At 58.8% G+C, this 22,058-nt stretch carries 18 protein-coding genes and 1 pseudogene; 7 read left to right on the top strand and 12 right to left on the bottom strand.

Annotated elements, in window-relative coordinates:
- Positions 1-77: 77 nt before the first annotated feature.
- From infB to ACVWZJ_RS01075, 8 genes and pseudogenes are all read right to left on the bottom strand, one after another.
- Positions 78-3,242 carry a translation initiation factor IF-2 gene (infB, locus tag ACVWZJ_RS01040; protein ID WP_457394033.1) on the bottom strand — a complete coding sequence of 1,055 codons (3,165 nt, stop codon included), beginning with the start codon at positions 3,240-3,242 and terminating at the stop codon, positions 78-80.
- A 396-nt stretch (positions 3,243-3,638) separates the two neighbouring features.
- On the bottom strand, positions 3,639-3,929 hold the full coding sequence (locus tag ACVWZJ_RS01045; RefSeq protein WP_011432759.1) for a YlxR family protein: 291 nt from the start codon (positions 3,927-3,929) through the stop codon (positions 3,639-3,641).
- Positions 3,930-3,973: 44 nt separating this feature from the next.
- On the bottom strand, positions 3,974-4,993 hold the full coding sequence (locus ACVWZJ_RS01050; protein ID WP_011432760.1) for an HD-GYP domain-containing protein: 1,020 nt from the start codon (positions 4,991-4,993) through the stop codon (positions 3,974-3,976).
- 187 nt (positions 4,994-5,180) lie between these two features.
- Positions 5,181-5,364, bottom strand: a pseudogene (locus ACVWZJ_RS01055) (hypothetical protein); the annotation flags it as partial.
- 423 nt (positions 5,365-5,787) lie between these two features.
- Entirely contained in the window at positions 5,788-6,657 is an 870-nt protein-coding gene (locus ACVWZJ_RS01060; protein ID WP_148202707.1) for a prohibitin family protein, read from the bottom strand.
- Between the two features lie 51 nt (positions 6,658-6,708).
- A complete protein-coding gene (locus ACVWZJ_RS01065; RefSeq protein WP_041436379.1) occupies positions 6,709-6,993 on the bottom strand; it encodes a hypothetical protein in 285 nt (94 codons plus the stop codon).
- Entirely contained in the window at positions 6,990-7,556 is a 567-nt protein-coding gene (locus tag ACVWZJ_RS01070; RefSeq protein ID WP_011432764.1) for a thylakoid membrane photosystem I accumulation factor, read from the bottom strand. The genes ACVWZJ_RS01065 and ACVWZJ_RS01070 overlap by 4 nt, the downstream gene beginning before the upstream one ends.
- A 133-nt stretch (positions 7,557-7,689) precedes the next feature.
- A complete protein-coding gene (locus tag ACVWZJ_RS01075) occupies positions 7,690-8,868 on the bottom strand; it encodes a TRC40/GET3/ArsA family transport-energizing ATPase (RefSeq protein WP_011432765.1) in 1,179 nt (392 codons plus the stop codon).
- 143 nt (positions 8,869-9,011) lie between these two features.
- Between ACVWZJ_RS01075 and psbQ the strand changes: the two genes are divergently transcribed.
- On the top strand, positions 9,012-9,455 hold the full coding sequence (gene psbQ / locus ACVWZJ_RS01080) for a photosystem II protein PsbQ (protein WP_414349863.1): 444 nt from the start codon (positions 9,012-9,014) through the stop codon (positions 9,453-9,455).
- A 353-nt stretch (positions 9,456-9,808) separates the two neighbouring features.
- On the opposite strand, the gene ACVWZJ_RS01085 is transcribed toward psbQ, so the two are convergent.
- Positions 9,809-10,690 (bottom strand): Tab2/Atab2 family RNA-binding protein, encoded by an 882-nt coding sequence (locus tag ACVWZJ_RS01085; protein WP_011432767.1) that lies wholly within the window; start codon positions 10,688-10,690, stop codon positions 9,809-9,811.
- An 18-nt stretch (positions 10,691-10,708) separates the two neighbouring features.
- Complete coding sequence (locus ACVWZJ_RS01090; RefSeq protein ID WP_011432768.1) at positions 10,709-11,185, bottom strand: VOC family protein; 477 nt, start codon at positions 11,183-11,185, stop codon at positions 10,709-10,711.
- A gap of 299 nt (positions 11,186-11,484) precedes the next feature.
- On the opposite strand from ACVWZJ_RS01090, the gene ACVWZJ_RS01095 reads away from it, so the two are divergent.
- A complete protein-coding gene (locus ACVWZJ_RS01095) occupies positions 11,485-12,624 on the top strand; it encodes an energy transducer TonB (RefSeq protein WP_011432769.1) in 1,140 nt (379 codons plus the stop codon).
- A 169-nt stretch (positions 12,625-12,793) separates the two neighbouring features.
- Here the strand turns inward: ACVWZJ_RS01095 and ACVWZJ_RS01100 are convergent, their stop codons facing one another.
- Positions 12,794-13,501: an RNA-guided endonuclease InsQ/TnpB family protein gene (locus ACVWZJ_RS01100; protein WP_011432770.1), complete on the bottom strand. Its 708-nt coding sequence runs from the start codon at positions 13,499-13,501 to the stop codon at positions 12,794-12,796.
- A gap of 270 nt (positions 13,502-13,771) precedes the next feature.
- Here ACVWZJ_RS01100 and gcvT point away from each other — a divergent pair, with 270 nt between their 5' ends.
- Positions 13,772-14,920 carry a glycine cleavage system aminomethyltransferase GcvT gene (gcvT, locus tag ACVWZJ_RS01105; RefSeq protein WP_457394040.1) on the top strand — a complete coding sequence of 383 codons (1,149 nt, stop codon included), beginning with the start codon at positions 13,772-13,774 and terminating at the stop codon, positions 14,918-14,920.
- 9 nt (positions 14,921-14,929) lie between these two features.
- On the opposite strand, the gene ACVWZJ_RS01110 is transcribed toward gcvT, so the two are convergent.
- Complete coding sequence (locus tag ACVWZJ_RS01110; protein WP_414342710.1) at positions 14,930-15,889, bottom strand: sigma-70 family RNA polymerase sigma factor; 960 nt, start codon at positions 15,887-15,889, stop codon at positions 14,930-14,932.
- Positions 15,890-16,815: 926 nt separating this feature from the next.
- On the opposite strand from ACVWZJ_RS01110, the gene ACVWZJ_RS01115 reads away from it, so the two are divergent.
- The 4 genes from ACVWZJ_RS01115 (at position 16,816) to mraY (ending at position 22,020) form a co-directional block, all read left to right on the top strand.
- Entirely contained in the window at positions 16,816-17,190 is a 375-nt protein-coding gene (locus tag ACVWZJ_RS01115) for a DUF1257 domain-containing protein (RefSeq protein WP_011432773.1), read from the top strand.
- A gap of 23 nt (positions 17,191-17,213) precedes the next feature.
- Positions 17,214-18,329 carry a pentapeptide repeat-containing protein gene (locus tag ACVWZJ_RS01120; RefSeq protein WP_457394044.1) on the top strand — a complete coding sequence of 372 codons (1,116 nt, stop codon included), beginning with the start codon at positions 17,214-17,216 and terminating at the stop codon, positions 18,327-18,329.
- 111 nt (positions 18,330-18,440) lie between these two features.
- Positions 18,441-20,816 (top strand): phosphoketolase family protein, encoded by a 2,376-nt coding sequence (locus tag ACVWZJ_RS01125; RefSeq protein ID WP_414329861.1) that lies wholly within the window; start codon positions 18,441-18,443, stop codon positions 20,814-20,816.
- Positions 20,817-20,973: 157 nt separating this feature from the next.
- Positions 20,974-22,020: a phospho-N-acetylmuramoyl-pentapeptide-transferase gene (gene mraY / locus ACVWZJ_RS01130; RefSeq protein WP_457394209.1), complete on the top strand. Its 1,047-nt coding sequence runs from the start codon at positions 20,974-20,976 to the stop codon at positions 22,018-22,020.
- The last annotated feature ends 38 nt before the right edge of the window (positions 22,021-22,058 follow it).

Consider the following 22,058-nt stretch of genomic DNA (forward strand, 5'->3'; position numbering starts at 1 on the left):
TTTCCCTCCCTGTTTGGGATCCTCTGCCCGAGAACACAGGCCTGACCGGCAGGCCAACCTGAAGTGCCTTGATGAAGCTAGACAGAGGCCAGCGTCCGCCGCTTGGTGACCATCTGGTACACCTCGATGATGTCGCCTTCCTGCCAGGATTGGAACTTGTCGATGCCGATCCCACACTCGAAGCCGGCAGCCACCTCCCGCACGTCGTCCTTGAAGCGCTTCAGAGAGTCGAGACGACCTTCGTAAACCACCTCCCCTTTGCGACGAACTCGCACCAGAGCATTGCGCTGCACCTTGCCCGAGAGCACATAGCTGCCGGCAACCGCACCGCGCCCGATGGGGATCACCAGGCGCACTTCCGCTTGGCCCAGCGGCTCCTCCACTTCTTCCGGCTCCAGCAGGCCCTCCATGGCCGCCCGCAGATCGTCCAGCAGGTTGTAGATGATGTCGTACTCCCGCACATCCACGCCCTTGTCATCGGCAGCCTGGCGGGCGCCGGGGGCCAGGGTGGTGTTGAAACCGAGGATGATGGCGTCGCTGGCCGCAGCCAAATCCACATCGGTTTCCGTGATCTCGCCAGGGGCCGCCAGCAGAACCCGCAACTGGACTTCCTCTTGGGGCAAATCCCGCAGCGCTGTCTGAATGGCCTCGGCGGATCCCTGGACATCCGTCTTGATGATCAAGTTCAACTCCTTGAGCTGGCCTTCTTGGGCTTTGGCGGAAACGCTACCCAAGCTCACGCGACGAGACAGCAGCGCCTGTTGCAGACGGGTTTGCCGCAGCACCTCCGCCCGCTCTTGGGCAATGCGACGGGCCTCTTTTTCGTCGGTGTAAACCTGAAACTCATCCCCGGCTGCCGGGACTTCATCCAAGCCCAGCAGTTGTACCGCCGAAGAGGGCCCGGCTTCCTGCAACCGCTGGCCGCGGTCGTCCATCATCGCTTTGACCCGGCCCAGCACTGCGCCGGCCACCAGGGTATCCCCCACCCGCAGGGTGCCGTTTTGCACCAACAAAGTGGCCACTGGCCCGCGGGCTTTGTCCAAGTGGGCCTCGATCACCGTGCCGCGAGCGGGACGATTGGGGTTGGCCTGCAGCTCCGCCACATCGGCCACCAATAGGATCATCTCCAGCAGAGCATCCAGGTTACGGCGGGTGAGAGCGCTCACCTCCACCATGGGCGTGTCGCCACCCCACTCCTCTGGCAATAGGCCGTGCTCCGCCAACTGCTGCTTGATGCGCTCTGGCTGGCTGCCGGGCTTGTCGATCTTGTTAATGGCCACGATGATCGGCACCTGAGCCGCCCGCGCATGGCTGATCGCTTCCAGAGTTTGCGGTTGTACCCCATCGTCGGCGGCCACCACCAAAACCGCAATGTCGGTGACGCGGGCTCCCCGGGCGCGCATGGCGGTAAAAGCCTGGTGGCCAGGAGTATCCAGGAAAACGATGCGCCGCTTCTGGCCTTCAAAGTTCACATCCACATGGTAGGCACCGATGCGCTGGGTGATCCCGCCAGCCTCTCCCTGCGCCACTTTGGTGTCGCGGATGGCATCGAGGAGAGTGGTTTTGCCGTGGTCCACGTGGCCCATGATGGTTACCACCGGCGGACGCGAGACCAGATGGTCGATGTCCTCCACGTCCAGCATTTCGGTTTTTTTAGCCTCGGGTTCTGCCTTGGGCCGGCGAATCTCGTAGCCCAACTCTTTGGCCACCGACTCGGCCAGCGACTCATCCAAGACCTGGTTGATGGTCACCATCACCCCCTTGAAAAAGAGGGTTTTGATGATCTCAGTTTCGGCCACGCGCAGGCGATGGGCCAATTCCTGAACGGTGAGGCTGCCATCCAAGAGCAACACCTTCTCTTCGGGCAAGGGCTCTGTCCCGCTAGCGCGATCGGCAGCACCAGCCTCAGCGGAGGTAGGTTGCTGCTGCAAACGGGCAGCAGGGCGGGGGCGGGCAGGGGGAGCAGCCGTTGCCGCGGGTGGGCGATAGGAAGGAGGCTTGGCGGTGGGGCGAGCCAAGGGCTTGAGGGCGTTCAGCTCAGCCTGCTTGACCGCTGAAATGATGGTCATGGGATCCAAATCCAAACCATCTCCATCTCCTTCCCCCCGTCTCCGACTGCGTTTGCGTTTGGCTTGGACGCGGGCAGCCCGCCGACTGAGAGCTTGTAGCTCGTCGTCCTCTTCTTCTTCCGTTTTGCGCTTGACCTTGGGTGGGGTAGGTCTTACAGGAGCCTCTACCAACACCGGGCTGGGACGTTCCCCAGGGATTCTTTCTGGCAAGGGAGAGGCGGCATCTGGCTCAGGGGGAGCCGGCTTGGCCACAGGACGGGTAGGGGGCCCCACCAATTCCATCCGCCGCTGCGGACGAGGGGCTTCACCGGCTTTGCCGCTGCTGACACTGTCTTCTTTGGTTGCCGGGGAGCGCGTGCCAGGGCGAACGGGTGCGCTCACCAGTTGTGGACGGGGGCGCTGCGCAGGTGGAGGAGAAGGAGCTTTTTCTTCCGCAGGCTGAGGAACGCGGGCGTGGCTGGGGGATGGTGCTTCTGAGGGGCTGGGGCGACTGGGCTCGGGAGCTTTTTGCGGCGGTTCAGGCCGCTCTGCCGGCGGTTTTGTCCCGGAGGTAGCTCGTTGAGGGGGCGAGAGTACGATTGGGCGCTTGGCCACAGGACTGGGCTCCGAGCCGCTGGCTTTGGCCGCGGCAGACTCAGAGGGAGTGGGAGGGGTTGCCGGTTGAGAAACAGTCTCCGGCTTTTGGGTGGCCTCAGACGAGCGGACAAGAGGGGTAACCTGCCGCCGCGGTGGGCCTATGAGCTGAGCACCACCAGCAGATCCCTTTTCGGGGGAGACTCGCTCAGGTCGAGACAGCGAGGGCTTGGCAGCCGGCAGAGTTTCAGCAGTCTTGGCTTCGCCAACTGGAGCTGGCTGCTGAGCAGGCGCGGGCCGACGAATGCCGACGATCGCGCTGGCGGTGCCGGGAACTTTCTGCTGAGGGCGCTCACCGACTTTGGCTTCAGCAGGAGGCTCCGGCGGCAGGCTTTCAGATGGGGGTTTGGGCCGGGGTCGAGGAGGTTTCACAATGTGGGGGGCGCCCAGCTTGCTGCGCACCAACTCAGCTTGCTCCGGAGAAATGGTGCTGCTGTGGGTTTTGAAAGGGATCCCCAGTTGCTCACAAACCTCCAGCACATCCCGACTGTCACGCCCCATCTCACGGGCAATATCATAAATTCGAACTTTATCGGTCATTCGTCTGCTAGCCTCTGCTCCTTTACTTCTCGTCAGTTTTACTATCCAAACTCAATGGGAACCAAGTTATTGGGTTGAGCCGAACCTTTCGGGCTTGCGGGGGCTTCCTCCGGCGCATCGAGAACAGCTCGGCAATCCTCCGGGGATCCGGCCTGAAGGGAACCCAGGTCTGAAGCTGCTCTGGCAACATCCACAGGGGACATCCAGTAAAGCAACCGAGGAAGAACGAGCAAATGTCAACAGCGCCTCCAGAATAACCTCTCTGCAGTTCATCCCACTTGGCCTCAGTTTTCCAGCCAACTCCCATTCTGACAGTTGAGAGGGGCTGCCGTGTGGTTCGCAACTTAGCGAACCTGAAGAGGCGCTTTGAATATCTTACCTACATTGGGAATACCTCTAAGGCTCAGGCTTTTGGAGGAGATGTCCCTGGGAATCTTGCTCAAGAGAATCCAGCAGCCGTTGGAACAACGAGTCAGGCACAGGTGCCTTGAGGGCTCGGTTTATCTGTTGCTTGCGCCGGGCTGCTTGCAGACATTCCAGCCGCCGACAGACATAGGCAGAGCGCCCCATACCCCCGCCCAAAAGCACTTGGTGGGAATCAAATTGTCTGACCAGCCGCCACAGTTGTGAGCGAGGAAACAACTGGCGACACCCTACACAACGACGCAGCGGATCGGCACCCGGCAAGAGACTCTATCCTGCTGGTACACTACAAGTAAGCCCTATCTAGCCTACTCCAAATCCAGCGCCCGCGATCGCAGAAACTCAAAGAAATACTCCACCAACTGGGGATCCCGCCAACCCCTGTCTGTTTCTTCCCGCAAGATGCTTATGGCCTCTTGAACGGTGAACGCTCGCTTGTAAGGTCGCTCCGAGGTGAGGGCGTCGTAGATGTCGATGATCTGGAAGATACGGGCCACCAGAGGGATCTCTTCCCCCTTGAGGCCGTCGGGATAACCGCTGCCATCCCAACGCTCGTGGTGGTGACGGATGAGGGGCAACACCTCTTTCATGGTGCGTAGTGGGCGGCAGATTTGCTCCCCGATCAAGACATGGGATTTCATCACCTCCCACTCTTCCGGCGTATGCTTGCCTGTTTTACCCAAAATGGCATCGGGTATGCCCACTTTGCCGATGTCGTGCAGGTAACCTCCCCACATCAGCACCTTGATCAGGGGACGGGGCAGATGCAAAAACTCGCCGAAGCTCTTGGCCATTTGTGCCAGGCGCTCACAGTGATCCCCGGTGGTGGGATCCCGGCTTTCCACACTGCGGGCAATGGCGAACAGAACCTGAGCAGCATGATCCAAGTCTTCATTGAGGTGCTTTTGGCGAACGAGGGAACGCACCCGCGCCAACAATTCCGACTCGTCAAAGGGCTTGCTCAAGAAATCATCTGCCCCAGCTTCAATACCGCGCACGCGATTTTTGTGATCGCTGGCCGCTGTAACCAATACCACCGGGATCAAGCGTGTCTCGTCATTCGCTTTGATGCGTCGACAGACCTCGAACCCATCTAACCCCGGCATCATGACATCCAGCAAGATCAGATCCGGCTGGAAGGTTTTCAACATTTGCAGGGCTTGATTGCCGCTTTCGGCCTCGCTGACCCGATAGCCAATGCTCTGCAGCAGATCCCCCAGCAGCAGGCGGCTGTTGGGCTGATCATCGACGATCAAAAGATGACCGATCTCTGTCTCATCCGCCTCATCCGCAGAAGGTGTGACAGGGATCCCAACTGTCACGGGCATCTTGGGCATCTCGAGTTTGGCGAGTTGGGCACAGGAAAAGCTGGTCACTGCAGGATCCCAGTAGCAACACCTCTACGGTAATCCCATCAGAGAAAAAAGAGCATCAGGCTTTACACTGAGCTGCTCCGGGAAAGGGAAGGGTTTTCTGATACATTTACGCTGAACACTGCTGAACATCACTGTTCAACTATGCAGCGATAGCATTCTGTTTGTTTCCAACCAGAATGGCGGTATCCCGCAAAGCTTTGAGTAGAATACCCAAAGCGCAGTTTCCGTGTCGTCTTACTACCAATTTTCTGCTTTGCTTTGGCTACCATGTTGGCAGACTCGAAAGTAAACAGAAAGATCAACTGGTAGTAATCCGTACTGAACATATTATACATTATTTTCAGTATAGTTGAGCTTATTATTGACTAGAGTCATGCTCCCATCAACCCAGGGCTTTGTGAGCAATTGTACAAAGCCTAGATATCCTGGCAGCCTCCTTCTGTTTAGTCTGATACAGATGCTCCGGAGAGTGGATGCCCCAGTCAACTCCCCAGGCTCCTACGTCAGCTTGCCAGTTGAGTGTCGGGCCCGGTATTTGGCCCCCGGAGTACCGGAGAGTGCTGGGTTCTCTATGAATGCAAAATGAATGCAAAGGCCGAGAATTACGGCCCATCAAGAAATTAAGGGGCACAGCAGCAACACTTCTCTGGGAGAGGGGCTGGGGCTGATGGTCTGTTGAGAACGGGCTTGGAGTGGATGCACCTGAACTGGATGGATCCAATCCTAACTTGGGACTCTCGAATCGATTACTTGTTGAGAAAGTCCCCCAGATTGAGGATGGTGTTTTGCTCGCTGACGATGGCTTGGATGTCGTCGGGCAAGTTGCGGACATACTCGAGCTGGATGACGTTCGGGTTGCTGCGCAGCGCTTCCCCTTTGAGGGCGATGGCTTGGGCCTCACCGCTGGCTTTGACAATCATTCGTTGTTTGATGAGTTGAGCCTGCTCTACGCGAAACACTTCTCTTTGCTTCTCTTGCTCGGCAATTTGTTTGGCTTCGATGGCCGACTGAAACTCTTTGGAAAATTCCACATTGCGCAAGAGCAAGCTCTGCAGCACCAGCCCTTCTGGCTGCATTAGGCGAGAGAGCTCAGCGGCAATTTGTTCTTGGATTTCAGCTCGTTGCTCAGAATAAACGCCAATGGCCGAATAGCGGGCGATAACATTGCGCACCACGGCTTGGGAGGCGGGGCGAATAATTTTGTTCAGGTAATCGGGGCCTACATTGCGATGGATTTCGGGAACCCGATCCGGATCCAGGCGATAGCGCACCGAAACATCCAGATCCACCCGTTGCCCATCGGCAGTGAGAGCGGTGAGGGTATCGTCGGCTTTGACGCTGCGCTCTTCACTTCGGCTGGTCATGTTGTAGGTTTGGGTGCGCACATCGTAAAGGGTGGGGAACTGCAGCACCGGAATCAGCAGATGGATCCCCTCGCGGCGGGGAGTCATTTCCACTCCCGTGAGGCGGTTGAAGATGACGGCTTCGTAGCCGGGTTGGACAACCAGCAGACAACGGGGCAGGAGGGTCAGCAGCGCCAAAAGCAGGCCCAGCAGAGGCAGAAAGCGCGAAGTCTTGCGGTCAAGACTAAATGGTCTAGGGCGTCGCATGCGCATGGGCAAGGGCTCCGGGATCCAAGAGCTTTTTTATCTTAAGGGGTGTGCTGGCTAGCTCAGCACCCAGCGCTGCAGGGCAATGCCCAGCAGCAGGCCAAGGCCGCCGAAGCGTACCACCTGCCAAAAGGTAGCGGGGACAGGATTAAACACCTCTAGCACATAAGCCTGCAGGCGTTGCTCCAGTTGACTGGCTTCAGCTTGGATTTCGGCCCATTGTTCAGGGGAAAGCTGGGCTATGCGCTCCAATTCTCTGAGGTCGGCAAGACGAGCCTGGAGACTCTGGAGTTTTTCCTGCAGAGCCTCGAGAGGATCAAAGGGATCGGGATTGGCCGTCACGGCTGGGCTTTTGTGGGGGGGTAGGCTTGGGGAGAACGGGATCCGGCAAATCCGGTTTGGATCTCGTTGAAGGGTTTGGCTTTGATCAGCCCTGGGGGAACGGGATCCAACTTGAAGAGGGCGCGAATAGCGTTTTCCACCTCGGTGATGGGGCGGTTGCCGACGGATTGATAGACGATATTTCCCTCTGGGTCGAAGAGGAGGGTTTGAGGCACTTGTCCGGTGTAGTATTGGCCGCGCTCGTCGCCGGGCAGGAGGGAATCGACGGAATAGGGGATGAAATAGACCCCCAGCCCGTAGCGAACCTGCAGGTTGGCAATGGTGGCGGCGTATTTTTTGCAATCGCTACTGTCATCGATGTAATACACGAGGAGGGCCGGGATCCCTTGCTCTTTCGCCTGCTTCAAGGAAACGCGGGGGGGGATCATGCCGCCATTGGCCCCGTAGAGGGCAAAGATGTTGCCATCGTAACGGTCGTCGTTGAGCAGGGCGCTGGCGGGAGGGGAAAACCAACCTGTCAAAGCGATGAGCAGAGCCACCAGGAAGATACGAAGCAACAGCATGATCTCATCCTCTTCTGAGAAGGGATCCTCGGCGATCCATCTTTAGAAGTAGGGAACACCCTCATTGTGCCATCTGGCGCTGACGCTGCCCCGTTGCCGTTCAACACTGACGCAACCAAGAGCAGCTACAGCCTCAAGCAGCAAAATGAATGCGCAGGTAGTCTTCTTCCATCTTGGCGCGGGCCGGGGTCATGGCCGCTAAAGTCTGGGGCAGAACCAAGTTGCGGCGGTGGTTGCCGATGCGGATGTTCAGCTCATCCCCGGTTTTGGTCAATTCCACCTGCTCTTTCGGGATCCCGGGCAAGTAAAGATCCAGCCGGTACTGGCCGTTGTCGGTTACCACATTCAGGGTTTGCTCGGCATAGAGCACGTCCGCCGGGTTGCGATCCCCCCAGAGGTCTTTTTTCAGGCGGGCTAGGGCGTCCCATCCCACCAACTCCTCGGAGTACAGCGGGATCTCGAAGACCGGCAGGGGGGCAAAGTTTTCGTGGATTTCCTGGCGATATTTCTGTTGGGCTGCCTTCCAGGCGGCAAAGTAGGGATCCACCACTCCATCCGGCAAAATGCGGTTGGCGATCACCAAATCGGTGGCCACCCCGTAGAGGCTGAGGTAGGCGTGGGCCCGCAGCGATTCTTTGATCACCATCTTTTCCGGGTTGGTGACCAGCCGCACGGAGGTGATGCGGTTATCGGTGAGGATGCGCTCCAGCCGCTCAATCTTCTGATAGAACTCATAGGGGGCATCCAGCACCTGGTCATTGGGCAGCGGGATCCCGGTCAGCCCCTTCACAATCGGCTCGGCAATAGGACGCAGCATTTGCGCCAGCCCCTGCAGGGGTTTGTAGAACCTGCGCATGTACCAGCCAGAAACATCCGGCAGGCTCAAGAGGCGCAGGGCCGTGCCTGTAGGGGCCGAGTCGATGATCAACACATCGAACTTGCCTTCGTCGTAATGGCGATTCACCCGCACTAGGGCAAAGATCTCATCCATCCCTGGCAAAATCGCCAGCTCCTGTGCCTGCACCCCATCTAGCCCTCGCGCCTGCAACACCTGGGTAATGTAGGTTTTGACGGATCCCCAATTCAGCTCCAGTTCGTTGAGGGCGTCCAACTCCGCTCCCCAAAGGTTAGGTTTGACCTCGACCGGCTCATGGCCCAAGGGCTGATCGAAGCTATCGGCCAAAGAGTGGGCCGGATCTGTGCTCAGCACCAAAGTTTTCAGGCCAATCTCGGCACAACGCCAGCCGGTCGCCGCCGCCATCGAGGTTTTGCCGACTCCACCCTTGCCGGTCATGAGGATGATGCGTTGCATGAGAGTGCCATTTACATTCTTTTACATCCCTAGCCTAACCGATTTGCTGTGCTCTTCGAGAGGCAGCCAAGGGGCTGAGGTGCAGCCAGCGGGTAAACTATTCATTTGATTACCAAATGATTGCCAAAAAGCTGATGGCAATCATGGCCAAGAAGTCAAGCCTGTTGCAGGCATGTGGGAGGTATGTGATGATCTGTCGCTGGCGGAGTGTGTTGCTGGTTGCCATCCTGACATTGGGGCTGTGGCTGGGATCCCTTTCTGTGCAAGCGGCTGCTGGCCTGCCCCGAGAGCTGCAACAACTGGAGCAACAGGTAGAGCGGCTGCAAAGCCTGGTGGAGGCGGAGGACTGGTTGGAGATCCGCTCCTACATCCACGGGCCGATGGGACTCACTCGTAAGACCTTGACCGGCCTGGCGGCTACCCTGCCAGATAAACAAAAGCGGGAAGTGCTGCGCCTGGCTAAGGAGATGGGCCGCAGCTTAGAACAACTAGACTTTGCCGCCAAAGCCTATGACCAACCCGAGGTGGAGGCAGCCCAGGCCAAGGTGAAAAAGACCTTGCAGGCGCTGGAGGCTGTGTTTTCCTAGTGAGGATCCCTTCTCTCTTTGGCGAATAGCGTCGTTTCAGGTTAGGGTGAGACGCCTGGGCCACTGATCGCGCCAGCGGGACGGAGTCCTTGAAAAGCCTTCTGGCCCTGCGCATTCAAGGTTTTGGGTGCGGATGCAGGGCCCTAGTTTGAATCGAAAACGCAGTCATTTCAAGTAGTGTAGTCATTTTTTAAACAGGTAATGAAACATTTCTGTCGCATTGGTCTCTAACTCCCCTCTCCCTCTGGGAGAGGAGCTGGGGGTGGTCGCGGCAGCGGCGCGGAGCGTTTGGGGAGTGTCTCAATCTAGTTTGAAATGACTGTAATTTACAAACAGGCTGTAACGGCTGCTACTTACAGCGGATGTTGCATCAGCCAGAAGCCGGCGAAAGACTGGGCCCTGAGATCGGTTTGAATGGCAAGAAAGTGGAGCCCCTGGGCCTGCTGCTGGCGCTGGGCAAAGACTTCTGCCTCTGTTCGCAGTGTTTCATCTCTCAATTGTGCAAACAGATAACAATCGTTGAGGCCCGCCTCGAGCAGTAGCCGTCCGTCTGCCACACTCAAGTAGGCGGGTTCCATACCGCTCATCCAGGCTGCCATCGGCAAAGCCCGCTGCGAGGTAATCACCAAGCCGGGAATGAGGGTGCTCCGCACCACTGGTGCCAATGTGTCGGGCGTCAAAGTGTCCCAGGCAACCGGAAAAAGCTCGCCAAATTCTATCGGCCAGGCGTCGGCTTCCCGCAGATCCTCAGCTCGCAAGGTCACGAAGGCCCAGCGTTCTCCCTGCAACTTGTCCGGCAGACGGATGGGATCCGGCGGATCCGGATCCACAGGAGGTTCGGGGCTGTAGGTAAACTGAGTCTCTTGAGGGTAAACCTGCTCTGCCCGTTCTCGCATCCAAGCTTTGAGGGTGTAAACGCGACGACTGGGCAGCATCGGGATCCCAACCGCATCGCAGGCCCGTTGCAGGATGGAACTCATGCGGGCTCGAAACACACGAATGGCCGAGGGAGGCTGGGGAGCCGCTTCGAGGTAGCTCCGCAACTGTCGTGCCACCCAGGTGCTATTCACCTCTTGGTTACTGCAATACTGCGCTTGGCGAAACCGGCCGGTGGGATCGCATACCAACAGCTCCCAAACCCTTCGGTTCTGCTCATCCCGCAGGGGGACGGCGTTGAAATCCATCTGCCAGATAGGGCCGCGCGCAGGGCCAGAACGCAGGGGTTGAGTGGCCAAAGGTTCCTCCTGTTTGCACTACATGCCACTTGAGCGGGCCGGGGATCGTTCGCGCGAGCGGTGGGAAGCACTGTCCCCGACCAAGGCCAACTCCCGCTCCCCAAAAATGGCGGAAGCGTGGCGGTAGTACTTAAACTCCAGCAGGTTGTAGAAGGGATCCTGCAAAAAGAAGGTGCCATGCTCCAAGGGGGTGCCAACAAAGCGCCAGCGCGGCTCTTGATAAAAGGGCAAGGCCCGCGCCAAGGCACGGTCGGCCAGCGCCTGCCAATCCCCTTGGGTAGGGAAGATCAGGCCAAAATGACGAGGGTAGATGCCCCGCTGGGGCGTCAGCTCTTCGTGGGTGAGGTGTGCCACCAGTTGATGGCCGTACAGGTTAAAAATAACGGCAGCAGAGGTTTCTCGACCGATCTCACAGCCCAAGCCATCGCCGTAGTAGGCCTTGGCCAAGGCAATATCGGCAACTGGAAAGGCCAGATGAAAGCGGATGGGTTCCATAACGTCGCTCCTAAAAAGCCACCAAAAGTGCCCCACCAGCCAACATCAGAGCCAGCACCCCGAGCTGTGGGGCTTTTCCCCGGCTAATGGGATCCCCGCTCTTTTCAAGGTAGGCGATCTTAGAGCTGCTGCAAGGTGGGATCCCTTCCCGAGCCCGAGATAGACTATACGCCTTTGCGCAGGAGTGCCAACTGCTCGGATGCTATAACACTAGCTGGGGTGTTACCCCCGTGGCCCAGTCTGCAACAGACAACTCGGTGTGTTGAGAGCGTTGAAGAAAGGAAAGGGCAATCTTGGCTATGACCAGCATCTGGATTGAGCAGCGCCGCCGCGAGGATGAATCTCGCAACTTTTTTTGGATGGTGGCGCTGTCGCTGCTGCTGCACGTGCTGGTGCTGCTGGGATTGCTCCACTTGGGGCGGCTTTGGCTCACTCGCGAGCCAGAACAAGAAGCCATTGAGTTTATCCTTCTGGATCCAGAAGATCTGCAGCCCCCAGAGGAAGCAGATCTGGTTTCAGAAGTTGATTCCCGCGATGGGGGTGAGCGGGTAGAAGCCCCTCCGTCTCAAGGCAGTCCACCTCAATCTCAGGCCGCCCCTCCCCAGGAGGCCCCTCCGCCGCCGCCGCCAAGACCCCAACCACCGCCACCGCCTGCCCCTGTTCCACCACCACCTGCCCCGGCTGCAGTTGCCCTGGCAACCCCAACTCCAACCCCTCCACCCAAGCCCACGCCTACCCCAACCCCCGCTCCCCCTCAGCCCACCGCGACCCCGACTGCGGCACCGCCCCCTCCCACGCCTGTCCCCAGACCTACTCCGACCCAAACTCCACCGCCTGTGGCGGCTGCTCCCTCCCCAAGGCCCACTCCCCCGCCAACTGCGGAGCCCTTGCCCATACAGCCAAGCGAGCGGGTTTCGGATCCCAGCCAATTGGCTCCCGTTCCGCCCGCTCCGCAACCGGTGACAGAGGTTCTTCCCGCCCAGCGGCCCTCTGATTCTTCCCAGTTGGGACCTCCGGTCAGTGCTTCTGCTCCCAGCAATGGAGCCGGGATCCAGGGCAGTGGAGCCAGTGGATTGGCCAACCCCACCCAATCCGCTCCCAATCCCCCCAGTGTGGCAGCGCGGGCCGATGTGGATTGGGGCCCCTGGCTGGCCGCTTTGCAGCGGAAAGTGGAGCAAAATTGGATCCCTGGGCAGACCGGTACCTCGCGCCGCACAGTGGTGATCTTTACAGTGGGTCGAGCTGGCGATCTGCAGAGCATTCGCCTGGGGCGCACGTCCGGCAGCCAACAAACAGACGATGCGGCGCTGACGGCTATCCAGAGGGCAGCCCCCTTCCTGCCCCTGCCTGAGGCTTATGAGGGCAACTCGGTGACAATTAATTTCACCTTTGATATCAACGTGCTGGGCCAGTTGACTGTAGGGGGATCCGCCAAGTAAACTACCCGACCCTGACTGCTTCGCGGTACAGAGTAGGCTTTTAGTAGCCCTGCAGTTAGTAAACTAACCACGGACCTCTGGGATGGTTTACGACACCCCCAATCGACCGTTACCAGTGCCTTAAACAACCGTTCCTGGTGTCCGCAGTATTATTATATCACAAGTTATATCACAAGGCAAGTGAAGTTGTGTATTCCTCCCGATACTGACTTAATCTGCGCTGGTGCTGCTTTAACCTCCTTTCGCTGCGTCTGAGAAACTTTGGACACTCTACAGAGTTGCCGTTCTGGTCGGTGTAGAAAGCCTTCCAGCCCAAGTCAATGCCAATAACATTGCCTGTGTATTCTCCCTGCTCCTTGCGCTCCACATCCAAGCAGAACTGGGCATAGTACCCATCTGCCCTGCGTATCACCCGCACCCGATTGATTTTGGAGTTTAGGATATGGTGTCTTGCCTCACCATTGCAGTACAAGGCAAATGTTCCTGCGTTGAAGCCGTCGGTGAACGTGATGGACATGCCGTCAGGAGACAGCTTCCAGCCGGACAGCTTGTACTCGACCGACCGACAGTTCTTCTTGAACTGCGGATAGCCTTTCCTTGGCTCTTTGTTCTTGCAACGGCGGTAGAAGTTGGAGAGGGCAGACCAAGCTCTTTCGGCACTAGCTTGACGGGCGGCAGAATTGAGCTGGCGGGCGAAGGGGAACTCTTTGGCCAAGTCCTTGCAGAGGGAATACAGAACCGCTTTGGTCGCGCCCCGGTTATCCATCCAGTACCGCAGACACTTGTTTTGCACAAACTGCGCAGTGCGAATGGCTTCATCCAGAGCTTGGTACTGCTCTGCTGTGCCGTTGAGCAGCTTGGCTTCTCTGACCAACATATTGCTATTTTAAAGTGCTACGCACCGCTACCGCGAACAGCGTTCCTGAAGGGATAAAACGGTCTGCGCCTTACATCCCTGCCCTCAAGGGCAGGGCTTTACGGCGTTTTTTCGGTAAAACCGCAGGGATCCCTACAGGTTGCCAACGCAGCTCAGGGTGTGGAGAAGACCCAGGGTACCAGCTCCCACCGTCGTCGATGGACAGGATCCCCAAAATGCGCGACGGTGAGTTTATTCTGGTCGTTACGCTGGACGCCAAAGGGATCCCTGATGAGTTCAACCCCGCTGCAGCGCACCCCCTTGTTCCCCCTTCATCAAGCTTTGGGGGCGCGATTTGTCTCTTTTGCCGGCTGGGAAATGCCGCTGCAGTATCGGGGAGTGATAGCAGAACATCGGGCAGTGCGGGAGAGGGTGGGGACATTCGACATTTCCCACATGGGCAAGTTCACCCTCTGGGGGCCGGAGCTGGGATCCCACCTCAGCCGTCTGGTTCCCAGCGATCTGAGCGCTGTTCCTGTGGGATCCGGTCGCTACACCGTCCTGCTCAATCCGCTGGGGGGCATTTTGGATGATGTCATCTTCTACCGGCATCCACCGGAGGGTGAGCTGGAGCACTGGAGCGTGATCGTCAATGCAGCTACCCGGCAGAAGGATTGGGATTGGCTCAACCACCACTTCCAAGGGATCCCCGGAGTCAACCTTCAGGATCACTCCGACACTCGGGTCTTGTTGGCGGTGCAGGGGCCGGCAGCCGAGGAGGTTCTCCAGCCCTTTTTAGAGGGATCCCTGAAGGCTTTGCGCCGGTTTCAGCACGGTCGGTTTGCCACAGCAGCGGGAACCTCGGGAGAGACTATCTTTGTGGCCCGCACCGGCTACACCGGAGAAGATGGCTTTGAAGTTATGCTCAGCCCCGAAGACGGCATCCGCCTTTGGGAGCAACTGATCCAGGCCGGCGTGCAACCCTGTGGGCTGGGCTGCCGCGATACCCTGCGCCTGGAGGCTGCCTTCCATCTTTACGGGCAGGACATGGACGAGAGCACCACTCCCTTAGAAGCCGGCTTGGGCTGGTTGGTGAACAACCCAGGGGACTACATCGGCAAGCCCGCCATCGAAAGCCAACGGCAGCAAGGGATCCCTCGCCACCTGGTGGGGTTTCGCATGTTGGAAAGTGTTCCGCACCCCTATCGCGGACGGGCCATTCCCCGCAGCGGCTATGCCATCTACGCTCCCAACTCCCCCGAGCCGATCGGACGGGTAAGCAGCGGCACCCATTCTCCCAGTTTGGGCTACGGCATCGGCTTGGGCTATGTCGCTCCGGCTTGGGCCAAGGTGGGATCCCGGCTGGAAATTGAAATTCGGGGGCAGCGCCAGCCTGCCGAAGTGGTGAAAAAACCTTTCTACAGTGCTGCGCACCGCTGACGCAAACGGTTACAGGTTCCCGTTAACCCAGGGTTTGGCAGCTTTGGGCGTGGAGTATTCCTGTTGCAGCCGCCGCAATTTCCGCAAGGCCCGCCGCTCAATTTGTCGGACTCGCTCTCGCGAAAGGCCGATGTGCTCCCCAATTTCCCGCAGCGTTAGGCCCCTCGATCCATCCAGCCCATAGCGAGCCACGATCACCTGTCGTTCTCGTTCACTCAGTTGGCCCACCAGCGCGCGGACTTCCTCTCGACGGGCAAGCTGGGTTAGGTGTTCAACAGGGTCGTTGTCTTCATCTGGGATGAAGTGCTGCAGCTCGGTGCCGTCTTCATCCCCTACCCCCACATTCAAGGAACGCATCTCTGCCATGTGGCGGGTGATCAGCTCCCGGTAGTTATCGCCAATATCCAGAGAATCAAAAACTTCTTCCGCTTGGGGACGGGATCCCCTTTCGGCAGATAACTCGCGGTAGCGCCGCTTCACCTGGGAGACCTTTTCGTACATGTGGGCCGGCAGACGGATCATCCGCCCCTTGTTCTGGATGCCCCGGTTCACACTTTGCCGGATCCACCAAGTGGCATAGGTGGAGAACTTGTAACCACGGGTGGGATCGAACTTTTCCACGGCGCGGGTGAGGCCGATCGTGCCTTCCTGAATCAAATCCAGAAACGGCAAGCCGCGATTGCGATAGCGCTTAGCAATCGACACCACCAAGCGAAGGTTACACTCCACCATTCGTTTCTTGGCTGCTTCCCCCTGCCGCAGGATCTGCTGCAGCTCTGCCAAGGGGATCCCCAACCGCCGGCTCCAATCTTCCACCGACTCGTGGGGCTGCCGCTGTTCTAGGAGCGCCACCATCCGCTGCACCTGGTGAGCCAAACGGAGTTCTTCTTCAGCGGTGAGCAACGAGTAGCGCCCAATCGTCTTCAAGAAACGCCCCACCGCATCTTGCAAGTCAAGACTTTCCGACATATCAAACCCCACACCATAAATTCATGTCCTGTCAGAATCGCCACTTCTCCTGTTGTTGCATCAAGCCGTCTTCCTGTGTGAAGCTGACCTTTCTGCAAACAGCACCTTATTCATACCAGCACAAAAGCCCTTTCGTAAAGGCTTTAACTCTAAAAACTTGAGCCAGAATCGAGTGCTTGACTCACTAAATTTATTGAGTCTGGCTCACTAGACTCTATTAGGAGCGTCTAGCTGCCCATTTTGTTGATTAAAAACTCTACTAAAAGGGTGGCCGAGAAATTAACCATTTCATAAGCCTGGATTTAAGGCTTAGGAAAGTTACGAAAGATTGTTCTAAACAATCAACAAGTTTTTGATGCCAAATCAGATTGCTCATAAGCTAAGAAAGCAAATTTTTTCACTCATTTTGTTAGAACTAGAAATGGATATTTCTGTTTGCAGAACTATCGGAAGGGCTTGCTCGGCAGGGAATAGAAAGGTTCATCAGCAGGTTTTTGGAATGCCTTGAGGTGAATTTGGCACGTCATCGCCGACAACCTCAGCCGGAAACAGATGAGGACGGATCCCTGTGGGACGGGTTTTTGCTTCTGCCTCTAAACCTAGTGGAAGTTATCGCCAATACTCGACTTTGGACACTAGATGCAGATCTAAGATTTCTGTATCACCGAACACGCTAGGCGCGGATGCCTCAGCCTTGGTGCTCCGTACCGCTATCGCGAATGCCGCAGCGCGCGCCTACATAAGAAGGCAGGTCAGGCCAGCCCAGCGACCCTCCAGGCCCAGGTGTGTTGCACTCCTGCGGGAGAAAGGGGGAGCTGCGTTCCGCTCGCTCGACCCACCGCAGGATGGTTTACATTTCTTCCACCACCCCAAGGGCGCTTTATAGTGAGGATCCGGTCTCCATCGGTCAAAGGATTGGAAGGGCCATGTCTCACTTCACCACCCTGCAAGTGCAAATCAAAGACGCCGATCTCCTGGAAGAGACTCTGAAGGAATTGGGCTACGCTGTGCAGCGGAATGCCAGCCTGCGGGGCTATCTCTGGAACCGCACCCGCGCCGATCTGGTGATCCGGCAAAAGAATGGCTTCGACATCGGGTTTCGTCGCAACGGGGATCACTACGAGCTGGTGGCCGATCTGTGGGGGGCGGGCATCGATCCCAAGACCTTTCTGGAGCCGATTTTGCAGCGCTACGCCCACAAAAGTTTGCTGCGCTCAGCCCGTGAGCAGGGCTATACCATCGAGGCCGAAGAAGTGCTGGAGGATGGCACCATCCGCGTGGTGGTGGGGCGTTGGCTATAAGCCAGGTTCATCGGGATCTGCCCATGGTAGGTAAGCCTCAGCCGGCTGTCAGAACTGGCCAGGGATCCCGGCCCCAACCTTGGGATCTGGTGTTGGGGGGGCAAATGGCAACCGGGAGCGCCCCGGCCCATGCCTTAGTGCTGGGAGGTCTCGAGGGGGCGCGGCGACGACTCGCCCATAGCGATGAAGCCGTGCGCTTAGCCACGCTATCCCAGTTGCTGCAGTACGGGTCGGCGGGCCTGGCCGAACTCATTGCAGCCCTCGCCGGCAATAGCTCTTGGGCAGTCCGCTTGGCAGCTTGGCGGCTGTTGTCTCAGCTTGGCCAGCCGGAGGCAGAACGGGCCTGTCGCACCTACAGCCCTTTTCGCCCGGTGGGGGGAGCGCAAGGGGTGATCGTAGCCTATCGGCGTGGGGAGCGGAACTTTGCCTACGCCGACCTGGAGGGAGTGGATCTGCAAGAGGCGCGGCTAGGGGGCGTTAACCTCTACGAAGCCAATTTGAGAAAGGCCAACCTGCGCCTTTGCAACTTCAACGGCGCCCACCTGCGCCGGGCGGATCTGCGCCAGGCCAATTTGCAAGAGGCCAAGCTAAGCGGCGCCGTCCTCGAAGGAGCCGACCTGCGGGGATCCGACCTGAGGGGGGTAAAAGTTAGCGGCACCAGCCTGCGGGGATCCCAGCTTTCGGAAGAGACCCACCTAGAAGAACGGGTGCGCCACATCTGGCAGTTGCAGAATTGGGGGGGACAGGGACAGGATTTCTCCGGCCAAGACCTGAGCAAAGCCGATCTGCGGGAACTGGTGCTCTGTCAGATCCGGCTGAGGGGAGCGGATCTGAACCGGGCGGATCTGCGCGGATCCAACCTAGAGGGAGCAGATTTGGGGGGAGCCAACCTACAGCGGGCGGACTTGCGGGGGGCCAAGCTGTCCAATGCCGACCTGGAAGGGGCCAATCTCAGCGGCGCCGAGCTGCGTCAGGCCCAGTTTCAGGGGGCTAACCTGCGGCGGGCCGATGTCAGCGGGGCCAACCTAACCCAAGCCAACCTGGAAGGAGCTCAGATCGAAGGGTTAAAGCACAGCGGATCCCGGATTGCCGGCCTGATCTTTCCCGACGGCACCCCGATCAAGCCCTGGTGGTGGTAACAGGTGCCTACCGCTCACCCAATGAGCCAAATCCAAAGGAATCCCAAGATCCCCCGGCAATTGGGCAAACCCGGATCACCATAGGAGTAGAGATACCTATGGGGTACAGCTATGGTTCTGGCAGAACAGCTCTCGACAAAACCGCTCACCGCCGACGAGCTTCGCAAAATGGATGCCTACTGGCGGGCCGCCAACTATCTGTCGGTCGGGCAAATCTATTTGATGGACAACCCGCTGCTGCGAGAACCCCTAAAACTGGAACATGTGAAGCCACGCCTGCTGGGGCACTGGGGCACCACACCCGGGTTGAACTTCATCTACGTGCATCTCAACCGCATCATCAAACGGGAAAACCTCAACATCCTCTACATCACCGGCCCCGGCCACGGTGGCCCTGCTCTGGTGGCCAATACCTACTTGGAAGGCACCTACAGCGAGGTGTATCCCAACATCGGCCAAGACGCCGAAGGCATGCGCAAGCTCTTCAAGCAATTCTCCTTCCCCGGCGGCGTGCCCAGCCACGTGGCTCCGGAAACCCCCGGCTCCATCCACGAGGGGGGAGAACTGGGCTATGCCCTAGCCCATGCCTTTGGGGCGGCCTTCGACAACCCCGATCTGCTGGTGGCCTGTGTGGTGGGGGATGGAGAAGCGGAAACCGGCCCCTTGGCCGCTTCCTGGCATTCCAACAAGTTCCTCAACCCCATCCACGACGGAGCGGTGCTGCCGATTCTGCACCTGAACGGCTACAAGATCGCCAATCCCACCGTTTTGGCCCGCCTCAGCCGTGACGAGCTGCAAAATCTGTTTGTGGGCTACGGCTACAAACCCTACTTCGTAGAAGGCTGCGAGCCGGCAGAGATGCACCAGTTGATGGCCGCCACTTTGGACACGGTGATCCACGAGATCCAAGAAATCCAGCAGCATGCCCGCAGCAAAGGGGATCCCACTCGTCCCCAATGGCCGATGATCATCCTGCGCACCCCCAAAGGCTGGACCGGCCCCAAAGAGGTGGACGGCAAAAAGGTGGAAGATTTCTGGCGCTCCCACCAAGTGCCCCTGGCGGATCTGGCCAAAAAACCGGAGCACCTCAAGGCTCTGGAGGACTGGATGCGCAGCTACAAGCCGGAAGAACTTTTCGATGAAAATGGCCGTCTGCTGCCGGAGCTGCAAGAGCTGGCTCCCAAAGGGGAAAAACGCATGGGCGCTTTGCCCCACGCCAACGGCGGCCTGCTGACGCGGGAGCTGAAAATGCCGGATTTCCGCCGCTACGCTGTCCCTGTTCCCCGCCCCGGCACCACCGAAGCCGAGGCCACGCGAGTGCTGGGGCAATTTCTGCGGGATGTGATGAAGCTCAACCCCCACAACTTCCGCCTCTTTGGCCCCGACGAGACGGCTTCCAACCGCTTGGATGCTGTGTTTGAGGCCAGCGACCGCACCTGGGTAGCTCCCATCTACGATTGCGACGAGCACCTCTCCCCAGATGGACGGGTGATGGAGATCCTCAGCGAGCACGTCTGTCAGGGCTGGCTGGAAGGCTACCTGTTGACCGGGCGACACGGGTTCTTTTCCTGTTACGAAGCCTTCATCCACCTGGTGGACTCCATGTTCAACCAACACGCCAAGTGGCTGAAAACCACCCGTCACATTCCTTGGCGGCGGCCCATCCCTTCCCTCAACTACCTGCTGACTTCCCACGTGTGGCGGCAGGATCACAACGGCTTTAGCCATCAGGATCCCGGCTTTTTGGATCACGTGGTCAACAAAAAGGCCGAAATCATCCGCGTCTACCTGCCCCCGGATACCAATACTCTGCTCTCGGTGGCCGACCACTGCCTGCGCAGCCGCCACTACGTGAACGTGATCGTGGCGGGCAAACAGCCGGCCCTGCAGTACCTGGACATGGATGCGGCCATCAAGCACTGCACCCAGGGCTTGGGCATCTGGGAATGGGCCAGCAACGATCAGGGTTCAGAGCCGGATGTGGTCATGGCCTGCTGCGGCGATGTGCCGACGATGGAAACCCTGGCGGCGGTGGACTTTTTGCGGCAGCACCTGCCGGAGATCAAGATCCGGGTGGTGAACGTGGTGAACCTAATGAAGCTGCAGCCGCCCAGCGAACACCCCCACGGCATTAGCGACAAGGAGTTTGTCAGTATCTTCACCCCCGACAAGCCCATCGTGTTTGCCTTCCACGGCTATCCTTGGCTCATCCACCGCCTCACCTACCGCCGTCCCAACCACCACAACCTGCACGTGCGCGGCTACAAGGAGGAAGGCACCACCACCACCCCCTTCGACATGTGCGTTCTCAACCAGGTGGATCGCTTTAACTTGGCCAACGACGTCTTGGAGCGGGTGGATCGCTTCAAGTACCGGCGGGATCACGTCCAGCAGCTTATCCGGGACAAGCTGGTGGAGCACAAGCAGTACATCTGCAAACACGGGGAAGATCTGCCGGAGGTGCGCAACTGGAAGTGGCCCTATTGAAGGGATCCCCACTCAACTAACTTTCGCCTCTGAGCTCTGGCAGGATAGAGTTTTTGAGGGTTTGGAGGTTGAGGGTGTGAGGGGTTCAGAAAGGGTGGAAAGGGTGGATGCGGATACACTTCCTGATCTGGAGCTGGAAGAAACAGAGTGGGGCGGGATGGCGCTCTCGCTGGGGCTGGGTTTAGCCCTCTCGGCCCTTGTGATTGGGATCCGCCCCCAGGTGGTCGTTCCTTTTGGATTGAGCGCGTTGGGTTCGGCCCTGCTGGGATCCCTGCTCATCCCCGGGTTGCGGCGCTGGAAGGCGGGGCAAGTGATCCGCCAGGAGGGGCCCCAATCCCACCAGAAAAAAGCAGGCACACCCACCATGGGCGGGATCAGCTTTTTGCCCGTGGGGCTACTGGTGGCCGGGATCTGGAAAGGCCTACGGCCCGCTTACGCGAACGGCTGGGATCCCCATTGGCTGGCCGTCGCGCTGCTCACGCTGGCCTACAGCCTTGTCGGCTGGCTGGACGATTGGCTGGTGATCCGGCAGCAATCCAACAAGGGGTTGTCTCCCAAGCACAAGCTGTTGCTCCAGGTGGGGATCGGTCTGGTCTTTTGCGGCTACCTGGCCTGGCAGGGGATCCCGACCAGTCTGACCTTGCCGGGGATAGGCACCCTCTCTCTGGGCTGGCTGTTCTGGCCCTTGGCCCTGTTTGTGTTGGTGGGCACCAATAATGCCGTAAACCTCACCGATGGTATGGACGGCTTGGCGGCAGGGGTGGTGGCCATCCTGCTGATTGGGCTGGGGCTCCTTCACAGGGATCCAGAGCTATCGGTGTTGGCTTTCACCCTGAGCGGTGCCTGCTTGGGGTTCCTGGTTCACAACCACCACCGGGCGCGGCTGTTCATGGGCGATACCGGATCCCTGGGGTTGGGGGGCGCTCTGGCCGGGTTGGCGCTGCTGGGGGATCAGCTCTGGGCCTTGGCCCTGATGGGGGGAGTGCTGGTGGCAGAGGCGCTGTCGGTGATGCTGCAGGTGGGCTACTTCCAATACACCAAACGCAAAACCGGCACAGGCAGACGGCTGTTGCGCATGTCGCCCTTGCACCACCATCTGGAGCTGGGGGGCTGGTCGGAGGTGCAGGTGGTGGGATCCCTCTATGGGATAACGGCGCTGCTGGTGGGGCTGGGCTGGGCCTGGTGGCACTGGACCGGAATGTGAGTTCGAGCTGGGGATCCACCGGGATTCCAATGGGGGCC

Source organism: Thermostichus sp. OS-CIW-29, from assembly GCF_054058195.1.